This is a genomic window from Mesorhizobium sp. M0140 (genome assembly GCF_040322475.1).
Classification (GTDB): Bacteria; Pseudomonadota; Alphaproteobacteria; order Rhizobiales; family Rhizobiaceae; genus Mesorhizobium.
The window spans coordinates 242,972-268,716 of the sequence record NZ_JAMYTM010000002.1; the positions used below are offsets into that span (position 1 = coordinate 242,972).

Sequence of the window (25,745 nt, forward strand, 5' to 3'; positions counted from 1 at the left end):
CCCTATTCCCCTACTGCCTTACTGCCCTACTCCCTTCTTGATCAGGTTGCCGCCGCGCCGAACCAGCCGATCACGGCGCCGATGATCAGCAGCACGCCGAGCCAGTGGCCGCCGTCGATGAGGGTCAGGTCCCAGCCGAAATTCTCGTAGCGATGGTTGACCGAGAGCGTCGTGGCGACGAAACCCAGCCAGAGCACGAAGCCGAAGACAAGTCCGGCGATCCATGTCGGCTCGCCGCCGGTCATCGCGCCGACGACCAGGGCCAATATGGTGGCCATGACCAGTTCGGCGATGAAGCTGATGACGAAGGGCAGCGGCGATTTCTTCATCGTCGCCGGATCGAGCTTGGCGGCCTTCAGCCACGCCTTGCTCAGGCCCATGTACCAGACGGCGCCGAACAGCCACGCGGCGATCGCGGCAGCGACCACCGCCAGCCAGTTCACTGCTGAAAAATCCATGAGCTCCCCCTCTGATTTGTATGTGATGGAACGCCTGTTCGGCGATCGCGTCAAGCGAACCGCCAGACGGTCGTGCGCTTGACCAGCGCATCCTCCAGCGCCCGCGTGACGGCCACTTCATACACAGAAAGCGGCTCCAGCCCTGCCTTCGGCATATACGAGCGGCCGGGATCGCCGACGAGGATTTCGGCGCCGCGCGCCTTCAGCGTTGCGAACCATGGCATCAGCCGGTCCGCGAAAGATTTGTCGTAGAAAACATCACCGGCCAGGACCACGTCCCAACCTGCATCGGTGCCGATGCAATTCGTGCCGAGGAATTCGGTCCCGACACCGTTGATCTCGCTGTTGAGCCGGATCGCGGTGGCACAGAACGGATCGATGTCGGCTGCGATCACCTTGGCGGCTCCTGCCTTGGCGGCGGCGATGGCGACAAGACCGGAGCCGGAAGCGAAGTCGAGCACACGCCTGCCCCGCACCGTGCCGGGATTGTCCAGGACATAACGGGCAAGGCCCTGGCCGCCGGCCCAGGCAAAGGCCCAGAAAGGCGGCGGCAGGCCGATCTCGACCAGCTCATCCTCGGTCCGCTGCCACAAATCGTGCGCTTCGTCGGCAAGATGAAGCAGGATCTCCGGGACGTGCGGCGGCGCCATCAGCGCCGTGTTGTCGAGAATGAATTGCCTCGCGCTGTTGGGCGTCAGCGCCGTCACGGAGCCGGCGTCAAGCCGCCCATGCGGCAGACTTCCTTCCACTCGGCCGGCGTCACCGGCTGCACGGAAAGCCGGCCCAGCCGCACCAGCGCCATGTCGGCAAGCTTCGGATTGGCCTTGACCTGTTCCAACGTCGGCGGGTTCGGCACATCCCTTACGGCGCGGATGTCGACGCATTCCCAGCGCGGATCGTCCGACGTGGTGTCGGGATGGGCAAGCGCGCAGACTTCAGCGATGCCGACGACGTTCAGCCCCTCGTTGGAATGGTAGAAGAAGCCGAGATCGCCGATCTGCATCGCCTTCATGTTGTTGCGCGCGGCGTAGTTGCGCACGCCGTCCCATTGCGTGCCGGCCTTGCCCTTGGCCTTCAGCATCTCGAAGGAGAACTTGAATGGCTCGGATTTGAACAGCCAGTAGTTCATGTCTTTCTCCTCCTTGAAGTCGCACGGGCGACCGGGATTAACTACCCGCCGGCTTGTTGAACGTCCAGTTCCACGGGCGGATTTCAACGCTTTCGAACAGCCCGGCCTTGGCGTAGGGATCAGCGGCCGAAAGAGCCTGGGCGCCAGCCAGGTCGGACGCTTCGACGACCACGAGGCTGCCATTGGGCTTGCCCTCGGCATCAAGGAACGGACCGGCGAATGCCAGCTTCTTGTCGCCGTTCAACCCTTCGAGAAAGGAGATATGCTCGGGCCGCGTGTCGAGGCGCACCTGCAGGCTTCCGGGCTTGTCCTTGCAAATCACAGCAAACAGCATCTTTTTCTCCTGATCGTTCAAAGTCGTGGGGATCAATCGTTGGTTTCGGTCTTCAGCGGCCGGGTCATCAAGGCCGTCACAGCCTGCCGGACGGTGATGGCACCCTCCAGTATGGCGGCGACGGCGGCAATGATCGGCGCGTCGATGTTGCGCTCGGTGGCGATGCGGGCAGCGATCGCCGCCGTCGGCACGCCTTCGGCGAGCGGCAATCCGGCAAGCGGCTTGCCTTGGCCGAGCGCCAGGCCATAGGCGAAATTGCGCGACTGGGTGGACGAGCAGGTCAGCAGCAGGTCGCCAAGGCCGGAAAGCCCCATCAGCGTTTCGGGCCTGGCGCCGAAAGCAGCGCCGATGCGGCGCAGCTCGACAAAGCCGCGCGTCACCATGGCAGCCTGGGCGCTGGCACCGAGACCCGCCCCAGTGACGGCACCTGCGGCAATGGCGAAGACGTTCTTCAAGGCGCCGCCGATCTCGACGCCGATCAGGTCGTCGTTCGAATAGCAGCGCAGGTTTTCGGCGGAAAAGCGGGCGGCGAGATCGGTGGCCAATGCTTCGTCGCGGGCAGCGACCACAACGGCCGTCGGCAGGCCGCGGGCGACGTCGGTGGCGAAGCTCGGACCCGACAGAGCGGCAACGGGATTTAGCGGCAGGATTTCTTCGACGATCGCCGACAGCAAGGCGCCGGTCTCGCTTTCGATGCCCTTGGCACATAGAACCAGCGGGACACCGGCCGGCATATGGTCCTTCGCTGCCGCCAGCGTAGTCCGCAGCGACTGGGCCGGCGTCACCGCCAGCACGCAGTCGACACCGTCGAGCGCGGCCTGGATGTTGCTCGTCGCCACGATGCCGGGCTGGAGCGTGATGCCAGGCAGATAGCGTGGATTTTCGCCGCGGTCGATCGCGGCCACCGTCTCCGGGTCGCGCGCGTAAAGGCGGACGAAATGGCCGGCGCGCAGCATGGCCAAGGCCAAGGCAGTGCCCCAGGCCCCGCCGCCGAGCACGGCAACGCGCCAGCCGGTTGGCGCGGTGTCGTTGCCGCTCATTGCCCGCTCGTTCATGCCTTGGCTCCGCGCCGGCCGGAGCCGACCATCGGCGCCGAGATGCTGTCCAGCGGCCAGCGCGAGCGCGGCACGAAATCGAAGCCGTTCTCCTGCTCCATGCCGGCGCGCAGCCGCTCGATGCCGGCCCAGGCGATCATCGCCGCATTGTCGGTGCAGAGCTTCAGCGGTGGTGCAATGAAGGTGAAGCCGGTCTCGGCACAGAGCCGCTCCAGCATGATCTTGATCGTGCGGTTGGCGGCGACACCACCGGCAACGACGAGGGCCGGGTTTTTCGTGCCGGGAAATGTCTCGCGAAAGCGCGTCAGCGCGCGGGAAACGCGGTCCGCCAGCGCATCGGCCACCGCTGCCTGGAACGAGGCGCAGATGTCGGCGACGTCCTGGTCGCTCAGCGGCGCAATGGCGCTCGCCGCCTGGCGCACGGCGGTCTTGAGGCCGGAGAAGGAGAAGTCGGGCTGGGCCGAGCCCTTCATCGGGCGCGGAAAGGCAAAGCGCGAGGCACTGCCGGCCTGTGCCGCTTTCTCGACATTCGGCCCGCCGGGATAGGGCAGGCCAAGCATCTTGGCCGTCTTGTCGAAGGCTTCGCCGAGCGCGTCGTCGATGGTCGTTGCCCAGCGCTGGTAATCGCCGACGCCGCGCACGGCGACGATTTGCGTATGGCCGCCGGAGACCAGCAGCAAGAGATAGGGAAAGTCGAGCCCGTCGGTCAGCCTTGCGGTCAGGGCATGGCCTTCGAGGTGGTTGATGGCGATCAGCGGCTTGTTCGCCGCAGCGGCAATCGCCTTGGCCGTCATCAGCCCGACGATCAGCCCGCCGACAAGGCCGGGGCCGGCGGTGGCGGCAATCGCGTCGATATCGGCGAGTGCTGTGCCCGAATCGGCAAGCGCCGCTTCGATGATGCCGTCCAGCGCCTCGACATGGGCGCGCGCGGCGATTTCCGGCACGACGCCGCCGAAAGCGGCATGCTCCTCGATCTGGCTGAGCACGATGTTGGACAGGATTTTTGGCGCGGCGTCGCTGTCGATGGCCACCACGCTGGCGGCGGTCTCGTCACAACTCGTCTCTATGCCCAGCACGCGGATCAATTCGTCGCTGTCCCTAAAGATTGTATCATGGGGCTTTCCCCGTTAGGAGAACCCCGGAAAAGCCTCGCTTGCCGGGGGTTATCACGGACTGCGCGCCATGCAAACAATCTTGAGAATCGGAACACGCGGCAGCCCGCTGGCGCTGGCACAGGCGCATCAAGCGCAGGCGCGGCTGATGGCCGCGCATGGCATGCCGGCGGAGGCGTTCGAGGTGGTCGTCATCTCGACCAGCGGCGACCGCATCCAGGACCGGCCGCTGTCGGAAGCCGGCGGCAAGGGCCTGTTCACCAAGGAGATCGAGGAGGCGCTGCTGGCGGGCCGGATCGACATCGCCGTGCATTCGTCGAAGGACATGCCGACGCAACTGCCCGACGGTCTCGAACTCTCGGCCTTCCTGCCGCGCGAGGATGCACGCGACGCCTTTGTCGGCAAGGCGGCGAAGACGATCGCCGAACTGCCGCGCGGGGCGAAAGTCGGCTCGTCGTCGCTGCGGCGGCAAGCGCTGATCCGCCGGATGCGGCCGGATCTCGACGTGGTGATGTTCCGCGGCAATGTGCAGACGCGGCTGCGCAAGCTCGAAGAAGGCGTCGCCGCCGGCACGATCCTGGCCTATGCCGGGCTGAAGCGGCTTGGGCTCGAGCATGTCGTCACCGATCTGATACCGCTCGATGTCTTCCCGCCGGCGCCGGGCCAAGGTGCGATCGGTATCGAAACCCGTATCGGCGACCGCGATGTCGAAAAAATGCTGGCAGCCGTCCATGATGTACCGACCGGCCAGGCGCTGGCCTGCGAGCGTGCCTTCCTGGCGGCGCTCGATGGCTCCTGCCGCACACCGATCGCCGGCTATGCGGCGATCGAGGCCGGAAAACTGTCTTTTGCCGGGCTGATCATCTCGCCCGACGGCACGCAGTCGCACACGGTCGAGCTGCAGGGGCCGGCGCAAGACGCCGCCCGCATCGGCGGTGAAGCGGCCCGGAGCGTGCGCGCCAAGGCCGGCGAAAAGTTCTTCGACGGCTGGCTCTGAAATGCTTCGCGTCCTGGTGACCAGGCCGGAACCAGGTGCTTCGCGCACGGCGCATCGGCTTGAGGAGGCAGGTTTTCAGCCGGTTCTTTTGCCCCTGACCGAAACAAAGGCGTTGCCCGTCGCCGCCGGACTGATCCCGGACAATGCCGTCGCGGTGGCCGTCACCAGCGCCAATGCCATGCGTCATGCGCCGGAAGAAATCATCGCGACGCTCGCCGCCTTGCCTTGCCATGCGGTCGGCAAAAGGACGGCGCAAGCGGCGCGTCGAGCGGGGTTTTTGTCGGTCAGTGAAGGCCCGGGCGATGCGGAGGCGCTGGCCGACAGTCTCGCCGCCGATTTTTCTGGAAAGACGATTGTCTACCTCTGCGGACGCGTGCGTTTTCCGGCGTTCGAACAGAGGCTCGGGACGGCGGGCGTTCGGGTCCACGCCGTCGAGACTTATGACACGCTGACAATGGGGTATTCGGACGAAGTCATCCTCGAACGCCTGTCGGGGCAACCTGCCGACGCGGTGTTGCTCTATTCAGCCAAGGCGGCGGCGGCGATGCAGACCTTGGCAAGACGGCCCGCTCTGCGCGGTCTCTTCGAAAAAACATGGGTTTTTGCGCTTTCCACTCGCATCGCGGCAGCCTTCGACGGTGTCGCCAGCGAAAGAATCCGCATTGCCGCGCAGCCCGACGAGGATGTGCTGCTGGCGCTTTTGCAGGCGCCGCGCTGAGCCGCGTCATCACACCGCCCCTTTTCACCGCTTGGTGATGTGCTAGACCCTTTCTGAACCATCATGCGCCGCCAGGCGTTGAGACGAAGCGAATTGTGCGGAGCCCAGGCATGGTCAAGACGCCGAAGATGCGACACTCGAAAAGCCGCCGCGAGCCGGTGACCATCGATCTCGAGCCGGGCGCCGTCTCACGCATCGCCGACGAGGATGCCGCCAGGCAGGAGGCCCGGACAGACGAGGCGAAGGCCGAGGAAGCAGCGAACGCTTCGCAGCCCGAAGTTCCCGAAGAGCCGGTTCACGCCGACCAGACCGATCTCGAGCCCTGGGAGCATACCGACGCCCGGGCCGAACCGGAGCAGCCGTCGGCAGCGGCGACAAAGCCCGCTAGCGAGGCCGAGATCCCCTATCCCGGATCGTCCGACGAGCCCGGATCGTCCGATGCGCCGGCCGGCAAGACCAAAGCCTACGACTACAGTTTCGAGGACGCATCGGCGAAGCGCACGCAGACCGACGGCAACAAGGCGAAACCCGAGACACGGGACGAGAAAATGGCGCCACCCCTTGAAAAGCGCGGCGGCCTCAACGGCGTCGCCGCCGGCATCATCGGCGGCGTCATCGCGCTGGTCGGCGCCGGCGGGCTGCAATTTGCCGGCCTGCTCGGCGCGCCGGGTTCGGGCGCCGGCGTCTCGCTCGATGGCGTCAACAGCGACATCGCCTCGCTGAAGACCGAAATCGCCGGTTTGAAGGACGCCGGCGGCAACGGCGATGGAGCGGCGAAGATGGTCGGCCTGTCCTCGGGCCTTGAACAGGTCAAGGCCGATGTGGCGGCGCTGAAATCGGCTGTCGAGAAAGGTGGAGCAGGCGACGCGGCCGGGGTCGCCGCACTGGGCGACAAGGTCGCGCAGATCGAGACGGCGGTCGCCGCGCTCGGCAAGGCCGGCAGCTCGGCACCGGTCGATCTCGGTCCGCTCAACGAGAAACTGGCAGGCCTCGACGCGCTGGTGAAGTCGGCCGGCGAGGCTACGACGGCGCAGGAGGGCCGGCTGACAGCGCTGGAGCAGTCTGTGTCGCAGCTGTCCGGCAAGGTCGAGGCGGCGGCGGGACAGCCGAAGATCGCGCTTGCCATCGCGGCGTCGGCCTTGAAGGCGGCGCTTGAGCGTGGCGGGCCGTTTTCGGCCGAACTCGAAACCCTCGCTGCGATTTCGCCCGATGCGCCCCAGCTTGCGGCACTGCGCCCCTATGCTGAAAAGGGCGTTCCGACCCGCGCCGAGATCGCATCGCAGGTTGATGCTGCCGCCAATGCCATGGTCACAGCCGCGACGCCCGTCGATGAGAATGCCGGCTTCCTGCAGAATCTGATGTCGAGCGCCGAATCGCTGGTCAAGGTCAGGCCGATCGGCGCCGTCGAAGGCGCCGGCGCACCGGAAACCGTCGCGCGCCTGGAGGCGGCGGTCAACAAGGGCGACTACGCCAAGGCGCTCAGCGAGTATGAAACGCTGCCCGAGGCCGCCAAGGCCGCTGGCGCGGACTTTGCCGGCAAGCTGAAGGCACGCATCGAGGTCGAAACCCAGGTTGATGCGCTGATCTCGGGCGCGATGAAGGCATGAGGGCAACACAATGATCCGCCTGCTCGCCTTCCTCATCGTCGTTTTCGCGCTCGGGCTGGGCTTTGCCTGGCTGGCCGACCGGCCGGGCGACATGATCGTCACTTTCAACGGCTATCAATACCAGGTCAGCCTGATGGTGGCGGCGGTGGCCGTCGTTGCCGTGGTCGCCGCGGTGATGATCCTGTGGTGGCTGCTCAAGTCGCTGTGGAACAGCCCCTACACCATCTCGCGCTATTTCCGTGTCCGCCGCCGCGACCGTGGCTATCAGGCGCTGTCGACCGGAATGATTGCCGCCGGCGCCGGTGATGGCGCGCTGGCCCGCAAGAAGACCAAGGAAGCCGCCAAGCTGATCCGTTCCGACCAGGAGCCGCTGATCCACCTGCTGGAAGCGCAGGCGTCGCTGCTCGAAGGCGATCATGAAGGCGCACGGCAGAAGTTCGAGAGCATGCTCGACGATCCCGAGATGCGGCTGCTGGGTTTGCGCGGGCTTTATCTGGAAGCCGAACGGCTCGGCGACCGCAACGCCGCCAGGCATTATGCCGGCCGTGCCGCGGTGATGGCGCCGCAGCTGGCCTGGGCGGCGGAATCGACGCTGGAAGAGCTGACCGCGCGCGGCGACTGGGACGGCGCCCTGAAACTGGTCGACGCGCAGAAATCGATACGGCAGATCGAACGCGATGCCGCCAACCGCCGCCGCGCCGTGCTGTTGACCGCCAAGGCGCAGGCGCTTGCCGACAGCGATCCCGCCGCCGCCAGGACGGCGGCGATCGAGGCCAACAAGCTGCGGCCGGACTTCGCGCCCGCCGCCGTTGCCGCCGCGGCCGCATTGTTCAAGCAGAACGATGTGCGCAAGGGCTCGAAGATACTCGAGGCGGCCTGGAAGGCCGAGCCGCATCCGGAGGTCGCCGAGCTCTATACCCATGCAAGGCCGGGCGATGCCGTGCTCGACCGCCTCAACCGGGCGAAGAAGCTGCAGGAAATGAAGAAGAACCACGCCGAATCGTCGATGACGGTGGCGCGCGCCGCGCTCGACGCGCAGGATTTCTCGACCGCCCGCCGCGAGGCCGAGGCGGCGATCCGGATGGACCGCCGCGAGGGCGCCTATCTGCTGCTCGCAGACATCGAGGAGGCCGAGACCGGCGATCAGGGCAAGGTGCGGCAGCTGCTGTCCCGGGCGGTGCGGGCGCCGCGCGATCCGGCCTGGGTCGCAGACGGCGTGGTAGCGGAACGCTGGGCGCCGGTGTCGCCGATCACCGGCCGGCTCGACGCCTTCGAGTGGCGTGCGCCGATGGAGCGTCTCGGCCAGTTGATCGACAGCCATGATGACGTGCCAGCCGGTGCGGCGCCGGTCATCGAAGCATTGGCAAAGCCGACGAGCGAAAAAAGGCCGATCGAGGTGATCGATGACGCCGGTGGCGAGACGTCGGCGGGCAAGCAAGCTGAAAGTCGCGAAGAAGATCATGTCAGGCCGATCACGGCAGCGGCCTTCGCCGCGGTGCCGGGCGATGCCGAGGGCGTCGATCCGGCCGAGGAGCTTGCGCGGTTGCCGGACGATCCCGGCGTCGATCCGGACGAGGAAGCGGAAAAATCGCCGCGCCGGTTTCGATTGTTTTAAATTGGGCAGCCGTCAGGCCGTTAGGGTATGGATCTATGTTTGAACGCGTTCTGTCGTTTCTCAGGGATTTGCCGGCCGGCGCCGGCACTCGTGCCAGCACGGACGATCCGCGCATCGCAGCCTCGGCGCTGCTCTACCATGTGATGAATGCCGATGGCGTGCGCCAGGATGTCGAGTGGGAACGATTCAAGGCGGTGCTGGCGGAGAGCTATTCGATCAGCGGCACGGAACTTGAGGCGCTTGCCGCCGCCGGCGAGCGGGCCGACAATGAGGCGATCGATCTCTATGCCTTCACCAGTGTCCTGAAGCGGCATCTCGATGCCGATGCGCGCAAGGCCTTCATCGGCCTGATGTGGGAAATCGTCTATGCCGACGGCGAGTTGCACGAGCTCGAGGACAACACCGTCTGGCGCGTCGCCGAGCTGATCGGCGTCGAACGCCATGATCGCGTCGAGGCGCGCCGCAAGGCAGCGGCGCACGCGCCCGGCGCCACCGGAACATCGAGCGACGAATAGGATCTTCGCCTTCCCATGCCGCGCCAAACGAGTTCGAAGCCAAAGATACTGATCGTGCTGCATCAGGAGAGTTCGAGCCCGGGGCGTGTCGGCCACATGTTGCTGGAAGAAGGGTTCGACCTCGATATCCGCCGGCCGCCGCTTGGCGACGCCTTGCCCGAAACACTGGACGACCACGCCGGCACGGTGGTGTTCGGCGGCCCGATGAGCGCCAATGACGAGGACGAGTTCGTTCGCCGCGAGACCAACTGGCTGGAAATACCGCTGAGGGAGAACCGGCCATGTCTCGGCATCTGTCTCGGCGCACAGATGCTGGTCAACTATCTCGGCGGCAAGGTCGAAGGACACGGTGAAGGGCTGGTCGAGGTTGGCTGGTATCCCCTGAAAGCGACCGAAGCCGGCAAGCAACTGATGCACTGGCCGGAGATGGTCTATCAGTTTCACCGCGAGGGTTTTTCGCTGCCCAGGGACGCGACGCTGCTGGCGACGGCCGAGACCTATCCCAACCAGGCCTTTCGCTACGGCGACAATGCCTGGGGCATCCAGTTCCATGGCGAACTGACGAGGGTGATGATGCAGCGCTGGGTGGTGCGCGGCGCGCATCGCTTCGAATTGCCCGGTGCGCAGCCCGGCCGCGATCATCTCGGCGGCCGGCTGATCTGGGACATGCATCTCAAGCGTTGGCTGGACGAGTTTTTGCGGATGATTTTCGGCAAGCCGAGCAGGTAGCTAATGCATGTTGCCCAAAAGTGACTCCGGTTTTGGGAAAACGACATGCATAAAACAAGACCTAAAGCGCGGCGCGTGAATCTGTTTCGACGCGACGCGCTTTAAGGTTCGAGCACAGGCCGCAGGAAGCTGCGCTCGTAGCTGAGAATGCTGCGATTGCGTTTTTCCATTTCAAACACTTCCTGGCATTCCGGGTCGGCAGCCATACGCTTGCGATAGTCCTCGTAGTCGGCGAGGCTCGGAAAGCTGAACATGGCAAAAGCGATATTGCTCGCCCCCTCGCTCGGAAGGAAATAGCCGTGATGGTTTCCGCCGAGGCGGTTGACCAGAGCTATCCAGCGACGGCCATAATCTTCGAACTCGGCAAGCTTGTAGGGGTCGATGTATTTCAGGTAGCAAGTGATCATGAGAGCTCCTGTAGCATGGGGGCGGGGCATTTTGGCTTGTCAACTGGAGGAAGATCAGTTGCGTCCGTCGAGATGGCGCACCTTGCGCAGTTGCGGGAACAGCACCATCCACAGGCCCGCTACGGCGATGGCGCCGATGCCGCCGATCACCACGGCCGGCACCGTGCCGATCAGCGCGGCCATCGTGCCGGCGCGGAATTCGCCGACCTCGTTGGAGGCGCCGACAAAGACCTGGTTGACGGCGTTGACGCGGCCGCGCACCTCGTCGGGCGTCCACAGCTGAATTAGCGTTTCCCTGATGTAGACGCTGAACATATCGGTGGCGCCAAGGAAGACCAGCGCCACGATCGACAGCCAGGTGATGGTGGAAAGGCCGAACAGCACGGTGAAGGCGCCGAACGAGGCGGCGGCGACCAGCATGATCATGCCCGCGTGGTTGCGAAGCGGATGCCCGGCCAGCCAGATGGCGACGCAAATGGCGCCGATGCTGGGCGCCGAGCGCAGCAGGCCGAGGCCCCAGGGGCCGAGCTGGAGGATGTCGCGTGCATAGACCGGCAGCAGCGCCGAGGCGCCGGACAGGAGCACGGCGAACAGATCGAGCGAGATGGCGCCGAGCACGATCTTCTCGCTCCAGATGTAGCTGAACCCGCCGAGCAGGTGCTGCATCGTCGGCTTTTCCGACTCGGTGCGCTGCGACGGCTTCGGGATGGTGAAGATCAGCAGCCCGGACACGAGCATCAGGACGGCGGCGGTTCCGTAGGCCGCTTCCGGCGACACGCCGTAGAGCAGGCCGCCGGCGACCGGGCCGACGATGGTCGCCGTCTGCCAGGCCGATGAATTCCAGGCGATGGCGTTGGCGAAATCCTGAGGCGGCACCAGATTGGCGAACAGCGAGGCGGAGGCCGGACCGAAAAAGGCGCGGGCGACGCCGAACATGGCAAGCACGCAGAAGATCGGCAGCGGCCCGCTGATGCCGCGCAGCGTCAGGAACAGCAGCGCCAGCGCGCACATCGCCTCCACCACGACCGCCAGCGCCATGATCAGGCGGCGGCCGAAGCGATCAGCGACGACGCCGGTGACCAGCACCAGAAGCAGCGACGGCAGGAACTGGACGATGCCGACCAGGCCGAGATCGAGCGGGTCGCGGGTCAAATCGTACATCTGCCAGCCGACCGCGACGGACACGATCATGGTGGCGAATGTGGTGAGGAAACGCGCCGCCCAATAGCTCAGGAAGGAGCGGTGGCGGAACGCGGCATAGCGCTGGTCCGGCGATATCTGTTCTGCTGTCATGATTTAAGAGGCCCCGTTGCAATGGCATTGGAGCGACGTGCGTCCAATTGGACGCACAAAGTACGCTCCAACACTTGTTAGTTTTCGCATCGTGCTTTCCGAAAATCGAAACCGATTTTCGGGCCGATGCGATGGCGGGGCACTTCCACGATGGGCGCTGGTCCGGCTGGCGGAACTTTTAGCTCAGTTTGCAGCGGATATGCGTCAAAATCAGTGCTGGATCAAGGAATTTTCAGCCTAAAGCGCGTCGCGACTTTTGAGCGAGATGCATTAGCGCTACTGCGTCTTGAGTTTCTGGCCGAACGGAGCAATCGTTGACGTTGGCGCTGCCCCTCACTGTCCTGCCGGACATCCTATAGTGACGGGGAGAGAGGGGCGGGCGGCGACGCCGGCATTTCTCCCGCAACGCTGGAGATTGGCGAAATCGCCGATGACAGCACCCCTCCCCCCGTCACTATACGGGGAGAGGATGCCGGCAGGCAGGTGAGGGGCGGCGCAGACGCTGGCCACTATGAACGGTCGCTGTGACGCAGTAGCATCAACCGGTCGCTGGCACGGGAAACTTACTGCCGCAGCGCGACGGAAATGGCGTCGAGGCCGCCACGCAATTCGGCTTCCGTCGGCCAGCCGAAGCCGACGCGGAAGAAGCGTTTTTCCATCTCGAACCAGTGGCCGGGTCCGACATAGGTGCCGTGGTTTTCCAGCAGGTCCGCATAGAACCGGTCGAGGTCGAAGCCGGGTTCGACATTGAGGCGCGGGAAGCCGACGACGCCACCTTCGGGCCTGATCCAGTCGACCAGCGGTTCGCGATCGATCCAGGCCTGGACGATGTCGCGGCGCCCCGCCATTTCGGGCAGCAACGTCGCCAGGAAGGCGTCGCGGCGCTCGAGCATGCCGCGGGCAATGCCTTCGTCGATAACGCTGCCGCAGATGCCGATCTGCTCCTTGGCGGCGAGGAATTTCTCTTGAAGCTCAGCGTCCCGGGTGATCAGCCAGCCGATGCGGATGCCGGGAATGCCGAAGGCCTTGGACAATGACGAGACGCTGATCGCCTTCGGGCTCAGTGAGGCAGCCGTCGGCAGCCGCCGGCCGTAGGAAAGGTCGCGATAGGTCTCGTCGACCAGCAGACGGCAGTTGCTGCTTTCGGCAAGCGCCACCAGCGCATCGAGCTCGGTTCGGCTCATCATCGTGCCGGTCGGGTTGTGCGGGCAGGTGACGCTGATCAGCTTCGTGTCCGGCCGCAGCGCCGCCTTGACGCGTTCGACATCGATGGCGAAGCCTTCCTCGAAGGCCAGGTCGACAAAGCTGATGGCGCAGCCGATCGCCCTTGGGGTTTCGATGTTGGTGGCGTAGTTGGGCCTGATGACGACGAGATGGTCGTTGGCCGACAAGAGCGAGGTCGAGATTATGAACAGCGCGCCCGCGGCACCGGCAGTGACCAGGACATCATCCGGTGAAATGCCGGCATCCTGCGCCGAGATCAGGGCACGCAACTGCTTGTCGCCGCGATGCTCGCCATAGAAAAGCGTGAGATCAGGCAGCGAAAGGCCGATGTCGGAGAGCTTCTGATCGGCGATCGAACTTTCCGAAAGATTGTAGCGGATACGGTCGTAGCCGTATTCTTCCGGCGCTTCTTTCTCGATCACCATCCTGGTGTAGTTCATGGCTTCCCCCAAAGACCTTGTCCGGCCCATCCAAGCCATAAAAATAGGAAGCCTGCCAAGGCGAATTCGCCGGCAGGCTTCTGTTCCAGTCGTCCTAACTGTTGGCTCAGGACTGAATGTTCAGGCCGAGGCCTTGGCCTTCCTGCCCTTGGCGGGTGCCTTCACGGGGGCAGCCTTGCGGCCGAGGCCGATGGATTTCGCCAGCAGCGAACGCGAGGCCGCGTAGTTGGGAGCGACCATCGGATAGTCCGACGGCAAGCCCCATTTGGCGCGATAGGCGTCCGGTGTCAGGCCGAAATGCACGCCCAGGTGACGCTTCAGCGATTTGAACTTCTTGCCGTCTTCGAGGCAGATGATGAAATCGGGTGTCACCGACTTCTTGGGGTTGACCGCCGGGACCAGGGGGGCAGCCACCGGGACCGCAGGCTTGCCGAGCGCGTTTATCGAGGCGCTGACGCTGGCGATGAGGTCGGCCAGGCCGGAGGCGGGCAAGCGGTTCTTCTCGACGTAAGCGGACACGATGTGAGCGGTCAGCTCGAGCAGATCGATGTCTTTACGGGCACTGTTGCTATCGTCGGTCACTCTATTTCTCCGTCTACAGCGAATGACCTGAAAATCGGATTCGACTTCCGGAAAGGATCATGCGCGAAATCAAAATGCTATGGCGTCCTTCGTGCGTCCACGGACGAATGGCGTTGGTGTAGCGCGGAATTCCTAGTCGGCAAATCTGCGTATTGCAACGACTTGATGTCAGGTCACACGTTATTTTGAACAACTATATTAAACAATAACAGTATCAGACTATCAGCGCTTTGTCGCGCCACAAACGAAACCCGCCTTCGAAGGCGCGTGTGTTGTCGCCGCGCCTGGAGTCGGCGGGCAATTCATCGAGCTTGTCGACGTTGCCGCCGCCAATCACGACATAGTCCGGCTGCATGGCGGCACGGAGCCGGTCGACGACGTCGAAGACGTATTTGCGCCATTTCTTCTTGCCGCGCTTTTCCAGGCCGCGTTCGCCGACATAATCCTCGAAACTCCTGCCCTTCTTGTAGGGCAAATGCGCGAGTTCCATCGGTTGGGCGACGTTGTCGGCAATCATCGCCGCACCGAGACCGGTGCCGAGCCCGAGGAACAGCATGCGCCCGCCCTCGTAGCTGCCGATGGCTTGCATCAGCGCATCATTGACCACTTTCACCGGTTTGCCGAACGCGCCCGCAAAGTCGAATCCAGCCCAGCCCTTGCCGAGATTGGCGGGGTCGGCGAGCGGCCTGTTGTGATTGACCGGGCCGGGATAGCCCATCGAGACGACGTCGTAGGACAGGCCTTGGGCGAGCTTGTTGACCACGTCGATCATCTGCTGCGGCGTCAGGTCCGGTCCGGAGTCGGCGCGGCGCTCCTCGCCGCCGGCGCTGGTGAGGATCTTGACGTGCGAGCCGCCGATGTCGATCGTGAGCACGATTTTTTCAGTGTCCGGCTTTCCGGTGCCCGATGCTGGTTGCTTCACCGCCTTGGCCATCGTGTGGTCCTCTCACTTCACCGGATCGATCCAGCCATTGGGCGGCCCGAACCCGGCCATGACGTCCGCGGGTCCCCATGTGAGCGGCTCGTAGAGGTGCGGCGGCGTGGTGTCGCCAAGCACCGGGCCGACGATGCGCCAGGCCAGTTCGCTGGCGTCCTGGCGGGTGAACAACTGCCCGTTGCCGTTCATGGCGTCGCCGATCAAGCGCTCATAGGGCGGCATGTCGCCCTTCGAATCGTCGAGCGCCGTCAGTTCGACCTGCTCGCCGATCATGTCGTCGCCCGGCGCCTTGCGCTGTGCGCCGATGGCGATCACCACCTGTGGGTCGATGCGGAAGCGGACGTAGTTCTGGTCGGCGGGCTTGATCGGGTCGAAGACATCGAGCGGCGGCCGCTTCAGCCGCACCACCACTTCGGTGACATGCACCGGCATGTTCTTGCCGGCGCGGATGAAGAACGGCACGTCCTGCCAGCGCCAGGTGTCGACGAAGAAACGCACCGCCGCGAAGGTCTCGACCGGCGAGTTCGGCGCCACGCCCGGTTCGGCGAGATAGCCGGTGAACTGGCCACGCACGACATCGTCTTTGGTCAGCGTCCTGATCGCGCGCAGCACTTGCACCTTCTCATCGATCAGGTCGTCGGCGGAGCGGCCGACAGGCGGCTCCATGGCAAGCAGCAACAGGATGTTGAGCAGATGGTTCTCGATGACGTCCCTGATGCAGCCTACATCGTCATAGAAACGGCCACGTCCCTCGACGCCGAAATCCTCGGCCATGGTGATCTGCACGCTCTCGACGTAGTTGCGGTTCCAGATCGGCTCGAGCAGCGAATTGGCGAAGCGGAAATAGAGCAGGTTCTGGATCGCTTCCTTGCCCAGGTAATGGTCGATGCGGAAGATCGACTGTTCGTCGAACACCAGATGCAGGACCCGGTTCAGCCAGCGCGCCGATTGCAGATCGTGACCGAAGGGCTTTTCCACCATCAGCCGCGCGCCATGCGCCGTGCCTGATTGCTCCAGCCCCTGGACGACGGTCTCGAACATGGTCGGCGGCACCGCCATGTAGTGCAGCGGCCGCTGTGCGGTGCCGAGCGCGCTCTTCAGTTTCTCGAACGTCGCTCCATCGCGGTAGTCACCGCTGACGTAGCGCAGCAGCGAGGCGAATTTGGCGAACGCTTTCTCGTCGATCTTGCCGAGCGCATTGACGATGCCGTCACGGGCGCGCGCCTGCAACTGCTTGAGGTCCCAGGCATCGAAGGCGACGCCGATCACCGGTTCGGTGAGCGTGCCCTTGGCGACCATCTGGTAAAGGGCTGGAAATATCTTCTTGTGGGCGAGGTCGCCGGTTGCCCCGAAGAGCACCAGCGTGTCGGATCGTTCCTGGCTCATGCGCGTGTCTTTCCCCGTGTCGTCACTTGCCGGCCTTCGGCTTCTCGACATGGCCGCCAAAGGCATAGCGCATGGCGGAGAGCAGCTTGTCGGCGAATTCGGATTCGCCCTGCGAGGAGAAGCGGTCGAACAGCGCCGAGGACAGCACCGGAGCCGGCACGCCGGTGTCGATAGCCGCCTTCAGGGTCCAGCGGCCTTCGCCGGAATCCGAGACGCGGCCGCCGAAATTCACCAGGCCCGGATCGCTTTTCAAGGCGCCGGCCGTCAGGTCGAGCAGCCAGGAGCCGATAACGCTGCCATGCCGCCAGACCTCGGCCACCTGGGGAAGGTCGATGTCGAACTGGTAGTATTGCGGGTTTTCCAGCGGACTGGTCTCGGCGTCCGCCGTCCGTTGCCGCTTGCCGGCATTGGCCGACTTCAGGATGTTCATGCCTTCGGCATAGGCGGCCATGACGCCATATTCGATGCCGTTGTGCACCATCTTGACGAAGTGGCCGGCGCCGCTCGGTCCGCAATGCAGATAGCCGAAGGGCGCGGTGCCGGCATCCGCAGGCGGATTGGAGCCGGCATCGGCGCCCGGCGCCAGCGTGGCGAAGACCGAATCGAGGTATTGCACCGCCACATCGGGACCGCCGATCATCAGGCAATAGCCGCGCTCCAGGCCCCAGACCCCGCCGCTGGTGCCGACATCGACAAGATGGATACCCTTGCCGGCCAGTTTCGCGGCCTGGTCGACGGCGTCGTGATAGTAGGAATTGCCGCCGTCGATAACGATGTCGCCGGGCTCCATCAGGGCCGCCACCTGGTCGATGATCCTGCCGGTGATGGCTGCCGGCAGCATCAGCCACACGCAGCGCGGCTTGGCGAGCTTGCCGACGAATTCTTCCATTGAAGCCGCCCCCAGCGCGCCGTCGGTCACCAGAGCCGCGACGCTGGCCGGGTTGATGTCGTAGACGACGCATTCGTGGCCGTCGCGCATCAGGCGGCGGACCATGTTGGCGCCCATCCGGCCCAGTCCCATCATTCCGATCTGCATGGTTTCGTCCCTGTTTGCTTGGAGATTTGCGGGGTTTATCGGGGGAAGGTCTACTGGCTATGATCTACTGGCCATCTTGGTCGCCCGATATGACGGAGAAGTCGACATTCTCCCAATCGCCGGTCCCGGGCCAGAGAAAAGTGAAGGTCAGCGTGCTTCCCTCGGGGAGGCTTGCCGCGGGCAGATCGGCAAGATGGATGCCGAAGGCGTTCTCTACCGTCTGGCTGTCATGGGCGGTCGCCCAGTTGTCGGTGCTCCAGTGGACTGTAGCCGGGTCCAACACTTCGACGCGCAACGTCTTGCCGGCTGGGACCGTGCGGATCTTGTTGTTGAACCGCCAGGTTCTGAACGGGGATACGGTCTTGTCCTCGATATAGCGCTTGACGCCTTGCGGCGGCATGTCGAAGACCGCGCCGTCGCGCAGCGAGCGCAGCAGCTTGATATGCTCCGAATGCGCCCAGACCAGCGGCATGGCGCTGCCCGAGGGGCGGCCATGCAGCAGTTCGCGTTCCGGCAGATCGGCGCCGTCCCAGACCTGCTCCGGCAACAGGCCGCCCGGTCCGGCCGAGCCTTCCAGCGCTGCCAGCAGGCTGGCTGCCTTTTCCTCGTGTCCAGCCGCCAGCTCATAGTGGGCGCGTTCGCCGGCCAGCAGCGGCCAGGGGCGACCCTGGCCGGTGCCATCGAAGGGTGCGCCGTCTTCGTGCTCGCCATAGCCATCGCCGTTGTAGCGGTACCAGAGCGGCCCTTGCGGCAGATCGCAGCGCAATTGCGCGTCGATGACCTTAACCGTGTCTGTCATGCGCGGATCGTCGGCCGCCGCAGACCGAAACGGACAAGTGCCAGTGCATCCGGGCTGACGATCTCCTTGGCGGGCCGATCCGTGTCGCCGGGCGGCCGGTTCTTGATCGGGACATAGCCGTCCTTCGGCGAACCGGCCTCGGCACTGTCGGGTGGTGCTATGCGGACATAGTAGCCTTCGACGCCGACTTGACTGCAGATCGCCGTGCCGGTGACGTAGGTCCAGCGCTCGACCTGGTCGTTCCAGACGTCTGATGTCTCGCGCAGATAGGTCGCGGCGTCTGTCTTGCCGCAGGCGTCGAGCAGGTCTGCCGCGGCAAGCAGTGCGGCGATTTCGACGGCGAGCGTGAACGGGCTGTAGCCGGCATCCTCTTCCCAGCGGTCCTCGCCGGTGACGGGTCCGTTGCGCACGACATAGCCGGCGGCGCGCTCGATCATTGGCAGGAAGGTCATGAGCCTGGCGCGCGGCAAATGGCCGGCGCGGCGCAAAGCATCGGCCAGCAGCAGCGGAAAGGCGCATTCGTCCATCTGGATGCCGGGCCAATAGGCCGATCCGTCGAGCCAGGCGTTCTGCGGCCAATGGCCGTCCGGCTGCTGGATGGAGCTGAGGTAATCGAGGATTTGCAGGGCCGAGGCAGCATCGCCGGCAGCAAGAAAGCCGCCCGCCGTCTCGACCAGATCGCGTGGCCAGACCAGATGGTAGCCGCCGAGGTCGTCGTCACCCTTGTTGAAGCCCCACGGGATCGACAGGCTGGCGACCGCGGCGCCCGGTGTCGCGATCGACCGGTGCATCGCCAGTACCGCGGTGCTGGTGCGATAGCTGTTGATACCCGATGATGCCGTGTGTCGATCTAGCGGCAGCAGGCCAGTCTGCCATTGGCGCCAGTTCTGGAGGTAGGATTTCGCCGCGGGTTCAAAACCCTGCTTCAGGCTGGCGAAAGCATGTTCCGCGGCCTCGTCTGATGTCGCGCCAAACCCAAGCGCCAGCAAGGCCTTGGTCTCTGTGGCGGAAAAGCCGATCTCGCCCGTCAGCGCGACATTGCCGTCCTCGGCCCGCTGGCAAGCCGGATCGAGTTCTCCGATGTTGTGGAGTTGCTGCCAGCCGTCGGAAAAGCCGACATAGCCGGCCGAACCGGTCTTCCAGGGCAGCGACGAGGCCAGCGCCAGGCAAGAGCCGCGCCCCGAGGCGAACAGCACGGGCTTTCCTTCGTGCTCGCCGACCCAGGCGGTGTTGCCCATGCCGGCATTGACCAGATGCGGCGCCAGAAGCGCGTAGACGCGGTAGTCACCGGGCATCCCTTTCAGCGCCGTGAAGGTGATTTCCTGCAGCAGCGCCGGGCGCTCCGGGTCGGCGAGGATGCGCTTTTCGATCCGCCAGGCGCCGTCATTCGCCGTGTTGACCAGCCGGTAGGCGGGCACGCCGTCCTCGAACGGTTCGATCGTATGCACGGCATCGCGTTTCTCTTCCGAAAAATAGCCGCCGGGGCCGGTGACGATCAAGCCGAGGTCGCGGGTGCAGGCGCTGTCGACGCGCGGATAGTAGACTTCGTTGAGGATGCCGTGGCTGATCGTGAACCAGATCCGGCCGGCCGGCGAAAGCGACGTTCCGACGCCACTCTTGGCGCTTGATGTCCAGCGCGCCGGGATTCCCGGGGCGCCCGGAGCAACGTTTTGCGTCACTGGCATTCTGTTTCGGTCTCCTGGCCTCCTCCCTAGACCAGGACGCGAACCCTTTACAATCATTGCACCGCAAGTTGATCGGGCGGGCCAAAGGCAGGGCAACGAACTCGGGCTGACGGGTTTCTTCGGAGCCTTCGCCCGCGCGTAGCTGACGAAGCATCAAACGAAAAACCCGCCTGTGCGGCGGGTCACTGGCGCAAATCAGCACCATGGACAAAAATGTACCATAGCTGAGGGCACGCAGTCAAGAAAAAATTCCTATACCGCCACAAGGCTGCCGACACCGCCGAGCTGTCGTCAGCTCTTTTGTCAAGCTGAGTGCGGGGCCCTATGGCCAACGGCGCCGTCGTTGACAGCGGCGGCGGCATGCGTCCACTATTTCGCGGCACGGGAGGATCGTGAAAACAATGGCGGAAGTGTCCCTGGTCCTGATCGACCGGCTGCTGGCGATATCGCGGGCGCTTGCCGGCCATATCGATCCCGGCACGGCGTTCCGCGCGACCGCCATCGAGATCGGCTCGCTCATTCCGCACGACCACATGGATCTGGCGGTGCTGTCGCATGACGGGCGCCGGCACGCCTGTTACGAAGCCGGCTTCCACACCAGCTGGAGCGAGCTTGCCCAGCATCCGCTGCCGACCGAAGTCAGCCCGATCCGCTCGGTGCTGTGGGGCGAAGTCCCCTATCTGCTCGCCGACGACGCGTTGAGCGACGAGCGGTTCCATTTCGCCACCGCTATCGACGGCCCGATCTTCGCCGCCAGGCTGCGCAGCCGCATCGTCGTGCCGCTCAGGGCGCGGGGCGGCATCATCGGCGCGCTCAACATCAGCCGGCACGAGGTCGACTGCTACACGCTTGCCGATGTCGCGGTCGCCCAGCAATGCGCCGACCTGATCGCGCCCTACATCTTCGCGCTGATCCAGACTGAGGAGGCGCGCCGCGCCATGCTGGCCGAGAGCGAGGCGCGCAACCGCGTCGAGCTGCTGCGCGTCGGCGCCTCGCAATTGACCGAAGGCATGGAGCGCGAACGCCGGCGCATGGCCATGGACCTGCATGACCAGACGCTTGCCGATCTCGCCCGCATCGCGCGCCAGCTTTCGGCGCTTCGCGGCCAGGGCGTGGCGCGGGCGGCACAGCTTGCCGATCTCGAAAAGGAGGTCGCCGGCTGCCTGACGGAACTGCGCCACATCGTCGACGACATGCGGCCGAGTGTGCTCGAACTGTTCGGCCTGCGCGACGCGGTCGAGGCGCATCTCAACCGCAGCGTCGCCAGGGCCAAGCCGCCGATCGCCGTGCGCATCGCCGACACCAGCGACGGTGGCGCCGACAGCCTGTCCGAGCCAGTGCGGACCGCGCTCTACCGGATCGTGCAGGAAGCGATCAACAATGCCGTGCGCCATGCCGCGCCGCACCGCATCGACGTGCTGCTGGCGTCGACCGCGAGCGTGCTGCGGGTGATCGTGACGGATGACGGCCAGGGCTGCGGCGCTGTTGATCCGGCCGCGTATGGCGGCATCGGCCATATGCACACGCGGGCAGCCCTTATCGGGGCGCGGCTGCGTATCGGCCAGGCCGGCCGCAAGAACGGCGGCACCCGTGTCGTCGTCGAGATCGACCGCCAGCCGTCGCGAGACCTGGCGGCGGCTGCAGCGGTTCCTGGCGAGCTCGCCGTATCGGAGGCCATGTGATGCTTGTGATGATAGCCGAGAATGACGGGCTGCACCGTAGCTTCGCGCGGCGAACGGTGGAGCAGTTGTGGCCCGGCGACGTCGAGGTCATCGAAGCGAGTGACGGCGAGGACGCCATCAACCTGGCGGCCGAACGCGAGCCACTGCATGTCGTGCTCGATTTGCAGATGCCGAAGGCGACGGGAATCGAAGTTGCCAAGGCGATCTGGAACCGCCGCGCCGGCACGCACATCCTGTTCTGGTCGAATTTCGCCGACGAAGCCTATGTGCGCGGCGTGGCGCGCATCGTGCCGCCCGGCTCGGTCTACGGCTATGTGCTCAAATCGGCGACGGAGGAGGGCATGCGGTCCGCCCTGCGCGGGGTTTTCCGCGAAGGCCACTGCATCATCGACCGCGAGATCCGCGGCATCCAGCACCGCGTGCAGGACAAGTTCGAGGGCATCACCGACGGCGAATATGAGAGCCTTATCGACATCGCGCTCGGCCTGACCGACCGGGCGATCGCGGCGCGGCGCGGCCTGTCGATCCGTGGTGCGCAGAGCCGCATCAAGCACTGCTACGACAAGCTCGGCATCGTGCCGGCGGAGGACGGCGCCGGCGATGCTTCCGTGTTCAACTCGCGGACGCGGGCGATCTATCTCGCCATGGCGCGTGGCCTGATCAACATCGACGCACTGCGCCGCGAACAGGACCGGCTCGATGCCTGGCTGGCGGAGCACTGAAACAGCGGCGGCCACGCCCCGGAACTTCCGAAGGTCCGGCGCATTGCTAGTGAACGCCAACTCGATGCCTGCGGACCCGAAGTGCGACCCTCAATCACAGATTCATGGCACCTGGTGCGTGAAAGCATAGTCGGCTTCATCAACGATAATGCGCTTAGTCATGGTGCGGCGATGGCTTTCTATGCCACCACCTCGCTGGCGCCGATCTTGCTGATCGTGGTTGCGATCGCTGGTCTCGTCTTCGGTCACGATGCCGCACAATTGGCCTTGTCCGCGCAGATATCAGGGCTGATGGGACCGGAAAGCGCCGATCTCCTCAAGACTGCCTTGGAAAGTGCATCCGGCAGCCTATACGGCACCTGGGCCGCGATCATAGGGCTGGTCACCTTGCTGGTGGCCGCGTCTGGTGTCTTCGGCGAAATGCAGCAGTCGTTGAACACAATCTGGAAGATCGAACCGCAAGGCAATTCCCTGTCGCGTCTGGTGCGGGCACGGGCCGCCAGTCTGGGGTTGGTGGCCGCGCTCGGGTTCCTGTTGCTGGTCTCTCTCATCGCAAGCGCCGCGATTTCGGCACTGGGCGCTTTCATCAACGCCCATCTGCCGTTCGGAACGATCATACTCAGCGGGATCAATGGCGTCGTTTCGTTTGCGCTTATCTCCGTGATGTTTGCCGCCATCTACAAGGTTTTACCCGATCGAACCCTGGAATGGCGCGATGTGGCAATTGGCGCTGTCGGGACCGCGGCCCTGTTCACACTGGGGAAATCGCTTATCGGCTGGTATATCGGCACCAGCGCGATTGCGTCTTCGTATGGCGCCGCCGGCGGACTGCTCGTCATACTGCTCTGGGTTTACTACTCGTCGGAAATTTTCCTTCTCGGTGCCGAGTTCACGCGGGCCTATTCCGTTCGGCACGGCAGCCGGTCCGATCTGAACACCTTGGTTCACAGCCCTCAACCCACGCAGCAAGACCCATTTCGCGCAGGGCAAAAATCCAACGCTGCCGGCGTGGTCGTGCTTGTGGCCGTAGCTTGCGCGAGCGCAACCCTGACCGCGCTTTTGCGGCGTGTTCGCCGGCCCTGATCTGACGGGCCGTCTACCTTAGCGTCTATCGCCCCGGCGGAGTGGCAAAAGCAACAGGCGGCCGTGCGCTTTGACCCGTATCGACTCGTCGGTACCGCGCCTACGCTCTACTCCAACAAGAAGACTGTATCGGGAAGCGCTCATGCCATTCGTCACCATGCGGAGTAGCACGGCTGTTCGCGCCGGGAGCCGATGATGTCGGTGTCGGCGCGTGCGCGCCATTCCGGTTTCGACGACGTCGTCGGCGATGCGACCATTGAGACGCTGGCGAGCGGCTTCGGCTTCCTCGAAGGGCCGGTCTGGCACCCTTACGAAAAATGGCTCGTCTTCTCCGACATTCCGGAAAGCCGGATGTATCGCCGCAATGCCGAGGGCGAGATCGAGCTGTTCCGCGCGCCGAGCCACAAGGCCAATGGCAACACGCTGGACCGCCAGGGGCGGCTGGTCACCTGCGAGCATGCGACGAGCCGCGTGACCCGCTCCGAGCCCAACGGCAGCGTGACCGTGCTTGCCACGCATCATCAGGGCAAGCAGCTCAACAGCCCGAACGACATCGTCGTTGCCACCGGCGGATCGATCTACTTCACCGATCCGGGCTATGGCCGGAGGGAATTCTATGGCGTGCCACGGCCACAGGACCTGCCGTTCCAGGGCGTCTACCGCATCGATGGCGACGGCGCCCGGCTGACATTGCTGGCCGACGATTTCGGGCAGCCAAACGGGCTGTGCTTTTCGCTCGACGAGTCGCGGCTGTTCATCAACGACACCGAACGCGGGCACATCAGGGTGTTCGGCGTCGAAGCCAATGGCGACCTCAATGGCGGCGCGGTGTGGGCAGTGACCGAGGGCGAGGGGCCGGGAGCGCCCGACGGCATGAAGATCGACAGCCGCGGCAACCTTTACTGCACCGGTCCCGGCGGCATCCACATTTTCGACGCGTCGGGCGCCATTCTTGGCGTCATCCGGACGCCCGAAGATTGCGCGAATTTCACCTTCGGCGACGACGATTTGCAAAGCCTCTACATCACCGCGTCGACGTCGCTGTACCGGCTCAGGGTGCGCGTGCCGGGATTGAGACTGTTTTGAGCTCGCGACAATCCGTGCTCAAATCAGAGTTGAGGCCGGGGTCAAAGCCGGTGGGAATGCAGCAGTCAACACATCTGGGAGGATAACGACATGAAGAAACTGTTCGTTCTGGGCGCTCTGGCCGCAATGCTCGCCTCGGGCACGGCGCTGGCCGACACCAGTGGCAAGAAGATCGCTTTTTCCAACAATTATGCCGGCAATTCCTGGCGGCAGGCGATGCTCGACAGCTATGGCATCGTCACCAAGAAGGCGGTCGGCGACAAGATCGTCGGCGCGGCCGACATCTTCACCACCGCCGACAAGGAGGTGCCGACGCAGGCAGCACAGGTGCAGAACCTGATCCTGCAGGGCTATGACGCGATCGTCATCAACGCCGCCTCGCCGGATGCGCTCAACGGCGCCATCAAACAGGCTTGCGATGCCGGCATCGTCGTCGTCTCCTTCGACGGCACCGTGACCGAACCTTGCGCCTACCGTGTCGTCGTCGACTTCAAGGACATGGGCAAGCAGGAAATCGAGCAGATGGCCAAGTTCCAGCCCAAGGGCGGCAATCTTCTGGAAATCCGTGGGCTTGCCGGGACCTCGATCGACGATGCCATCCATGCCGGCATCCTCGAAGGCGTCGCCGCCCATCCCGAGTTCAAGATCGTCGGTTCGGTGACCGGCGACTGGGACCAGACGACGGCGCAAAAGGCGGTGGCGACCATCCTGCCGTCGCTGCCCGACATCGTCGGCGTCGTCGACCAGGGCGGTGACGGTTACGGTGCGGCCCAGGCCTTCGCCGCCGCCGGCAAGCCGCGTCCGACCATCATCATGGGCAACCGCCAGGACGAGCTGCAGTGGTGGAAGGAACAGAAGGACAAGGACGGCTACCAGACCTGGTCGGCCTCGATCGCGCCCGGCGTGTCGTCCCTGGCCTTCTGGGTGGCGCAGCAGGTGCTCGACGGCCGCACCGACATTCCGCACGATCTGCTGGTGCCGTACCTGGCCTTCACACAGGACGATTTCGAGGCCGAGCTGCCGAAGATCCCCAAGGGCGGCGTCGCCAGCCACGAATACACGCAGGAAGACGCGATCGCGGCCATCAAAGCCAACATCAAGTGAGCCTTGAACA

At 64.7% G+C, this 25,745-nt stretch carries 24 protein-coding genes and 1 pseudogene; 11 read left to right on the top strand and 14 right to left on the bottom strand.

Annotated elements, in window-relative coordinates; all coding sequences use genetic code 11:
* Positions 1-41 precede the first annotated feature (41 nt).
* From NKJ37_RS03170 to tsaD, 6 genes are read right to left on the bottom strand one after another with little or no spacing between them, the layout of a single operon-like run.
* A complete protein-coding gene (locus NKJ37_RS03170; RefSeq protein ID WP_352772637.1) occupies positions 42-458 on the bottom strand; it encodes a DUF1761 domain-containing protein in 417 nt (138 codons plus the stop codon).
* Between the two features lie 50 nt (positions 459-508).
* Entirely contained in the window at positions 509-1,165 is a 657-nt protein-coding gene (locus NKJ37_RS03175; RefSeq protein WP_352772757.1) for a class I SAM-dependent methyltransferase, read from the bottom strand.
* Positions 1,162-1,587: an EVE domain-containing protein gene (locus tag NKJ37_RS03180; RefSeq protein WP_023811233.1), complete on the bottom strand. Its 426-nt coding sequence runs from the start codon at positions 1,585-1,587 to the stop codon at positions 1,162-1,164. The genes NKJ37_RS03175 and NKJ37_RS03180 overlap by 4 nt, the downstream gene beginning before the upstream one ends.
* Positions 1,588-1,624: 37 nt before the next feature.
* Entirely contained in the window at positions 1,625-1,921 is a 297-nt protein-coding gene (locus NKJ37_RS03185; protein ID WP_292337391.1) for a YciI-like protein, read from the bottom strand.
* A 32-nt stretch (positions 1,922-1,953) separates the two neighbouring features.
* Entirely contained in the window at positions 1,954-2,976 is a 1,023-nt protein-coding gene (locus NKJ37_RS03190) for an NAD(P)H-dependent glycerol-3-phosphate dehydrogenase (RefSeq protein ID WP_352772641.1), read from the bottom strand.
* On the bottom strand, positions 2,973-4,058 hold the full coding sequence (gene tsaD / locus NKJ37_RS03195) for a tRNA (adenosine(37)-N6)-threonylcarbamoyltransferase complex transferase subunit TsaD (protein WP_352772759.1): 1,086 nt from the start codon (positions 4,056-4,058) through the stop codon (positions 2,973-2,975). Before tsaD ends, NKJ37_RS03190 begins: the two co-directional genes overlap by 4 nt.
* Before the next feature lie 100 nt (positions 4,059-4,158).
* On the opposite strand from tsaD, the gene hemC reads away from it, so the two are divergent.
* The 6 genes from hemC to NKJ37_RS03225 all read left to right on the top strand — a co-directional run bounded on the left by hemC (position 4,159) and on the right by NKJ37_RS03225 (position 10,269).
* On the top strand, positions 4,159-5,085 hold the full coding sequence (hemC, locus tag NKJ37_RS03200) for a hydroxymethylbilane synthase (protein WP_352772643.1): 927 nt from the start codon (positions 4,159-4,161) through the stop codon (positions 5,083-5,085).
* A gap of 1 nt (position 5,086) precedes the next feature.
* Positions 5,087-5,803 (top strand): uroporphyrinogen-III synthase, encoded by a 717-nt coding sequence (locus NKJ37_RS03205; protein ID WP_352772645.1) that lies wholly within the window; start codon positions 5,087-5,089, stop codon positions 5,801-5,803.
* 110 nt (positions 5,804-5,913) lie between these two features.
* Positions 5,914-7,410, top strand: coding sequence for a COG4223 family protein (locus NKJ37_RS03210; protein ID WP_352772647.1), 1,497 nt, complete (start codon positions 5,914-5,916; stop codon positions 7,408-7,410).
* Between the two features lie 10 nt (positions 7,411-7,420).
* Positions 7,421-9,025 (top strand): heme biosynthesis protein HemY, encoded by a 1,605-nt coding sequence (locus NKJ37_RS03215; protein WP_352772649.1) that lies wholly within the window; start codon positions 7,421-7,423, stop codon positions 9,023-9,025.
* A 35-nt stretch (positions 9,026-9,060) separates the two neighbouring features.
* Complete coding sequence (locus NKJ37_RS03220; protein ID WP_127268697.1) at positions 9,061-9,540, top strand: tellurite resistance TerB family protein; 480 nt, start codon at positions 9,061-9,063, stop codon at positions 9,538-9,540.
* A 15-nt stretch (positions 9,541-9,555) separates the two neighbouring features.
* A complete protein-coding gene (locus NKJ37_RS03225; RefSeq protein WP_127330237.1) occupies positions 9,556-10,269 on the top strand; it encodes a glutamine amidotransferase in 714 nt (237 codons plus the stop codon).
* A gap of 101 nt (positions 10,270-10,370) precedes the next feature.
* Here the strand turns inward: NKJ37_RS03225 and NKJ37_RS03230 are convergent, their stop codons facing one another.
* The 8 genes and pseudogenes from NKJ37_RS03230 to NKJ37_RS03265 form a co-directional block, all read right to left on the bottom strand.
* Positions 10,371-10,676 (bottom strand): NIPSNAP family protein, encoded by a 306-nt coding sequence (locus NKJ37_RS03230; RefSeq protein ID WP_352772651.1) that lies wholly within the window; start codon positions 10,674-10,676, stop codon positions 10,371-10,373.
* A gap of 54 nt (positions 10,677-10,730) precedes the next feature.
* Positions 10,731-11,969 carry an MFS transporter gene (locus NKJ37_RS03235; protein ID WP_128308838.1) on the bottom strand — a complete coding sequence of 413 codons (1,239 nt, stop codon included), beginning with the start codon at positions 11,967-11,969 and terminating at the stop codon, positions 10,731-10,733.
* 563 nt (positions 11,970-12,532) lie between these two features.
* Positions 12,533-13,633: an aminotransferase class I/II-fold pyridoxal phosphate-dependent enzyme gene (locus NKJ37_RS03240; protein ID WP_352772654.1), complete on the bottom strand. Its 1,101-nt coding sequence runs from the start codon at positions 13,631-13,633 to the stop codon at positions 12,533-12,535.
* A gap of 120 nt (positions 13,634-13,753) precedes the next feature.
* Positions 13,754-14,215 carry a Ros/MucR family transcriptional regulator gene (locus NKJ37_RS03245; protein WP_127270031.1) on the bottom strand — a complete coding sequence of 154 codons (462 nt, stop codon included), beginning with the start codon at positions 14,213-14,215 and terminating at the stop codon, positions 13,754-13,756.
* A 214-nt stretch (positions 14,216-14,429) separates the two neighbouring features.
* Positions 14,430-15,149 (bottom strand): ROK family protein, encoded by a 720-nt coding sequence (locus NKJ37_RS03250; protein WP_352772657.1) that lies wholly within the window; start codon positions 15,147-15,149, stop codon positions 14,430-14,432.
* 12 nt (positions 15,150-15,161) lie between these two features.
* Positions 15,162-16,538, bottom strand: a complete 1,377-nt coding sequence (gene zwf / locus NKJ37_RS03255; RefSeq protein WP_127318786.1) for a glucose-6-phosphate dehydrogenase — start codon at positions 16,536-16,538, stop codon at positions 15,162-15,164.
* A gap of 22 nt (positions 16,539-16,560) precedes the next feature.
* The gene (gene gnd, locus NKJ37_RS03260) at positions 16,561-17,574 is read right to left on the bottom strand and encodes a phosphogluconate dehydrogenase (NAD(+)-dependent, decarboxylating) (protein ID WP_352612968.1); all 1,014 of its coding nucleotides are present in this window, start codon (positions 17,572-17,574) and stop codon (positions 16,561-16,563) included.
* 64 nt (positions 17,575-17,638) lie between these two features.
* Positions 17,639-20,058 (bottom strand): annotated as a pseudogene (locus tag NKJ37_RS03265) (glucan 1,4-alpha-glucosidase).
* Positions 20,059-20,459: 401 nt separating this feature from the next.
* Between NKJ37_RS03265 and NKJ37_RS03270 the strand changes: the two are divergent.
* The 5 genes from NKJ37_RS03270 to NKJ37_RS03290 all read left to right on the top strand — a co-directional run bounded on the left by NKJ37_RS03270 (position 20,460) and on the right by NKJ37_RS03290 (position 25,735).
* Entirely contained in the window at positions 20,460-21,740 is a 1,281-nt protein-coding gene (locus NKJ37_RS03270) for a sensor histidine kinase (protein ID WP_352612966.1), read from the top strand.
* Positions 21,740-22,462, top strand: a complete 723-nt coding sequence (locus tag NKJ37_RS03275; RefSeq protein WP_127318792.1) for a response regulator transcription factor — start codon at positions 21,740-21,742, stop codon at positions 22,460-22,462. Before NKJ37_RS03270 ends, NKJ37_RS03275 begins: the two co-directional genes overlap by 1 nt.
* A gap of 114 nt (positions 22,463-22,576) precedes the next feature.
* Positions 22,577-23,545: a YihY/virulence factor BrkB family protein gene (locus NKJ37_RS03280; protein WP_352772661.1), complete on the top strand. Its 969-nt coding sequence runs from the start codon at positions 22,577-22,579 to the stop codon at positions 23,543-23,545.
* A gap of 195 nt (positions 23,546-23,740) precedes the next feature.
* Positions 23,741-24,631 carry an SMP-30/gluconolactonase/LRE family protein gene (locus NKJ37_RS03285; RefSeq protein ID WP_352772663.1) on the top strand — a complete coding sequence of 297 codons (891 nt, stop codon included), beginning with the start codon at positions 23,741-23,743 and terminating at the stop codon, positions 24,629-24,631.
* Positions 24,632-24,721: 90 nt separating this feature from the next.
* Entirely contained in the window at positions 24,722-25,735 is a 1,014-nt protein-coding gene (locus NKJ37_RS03290) for an ABC transporter substrate-binding protein (RefSeq protein WP_352772666.1), read from the top strand.
* Positions 25,736-25,745: the final 10 nt, after the last annotated feature.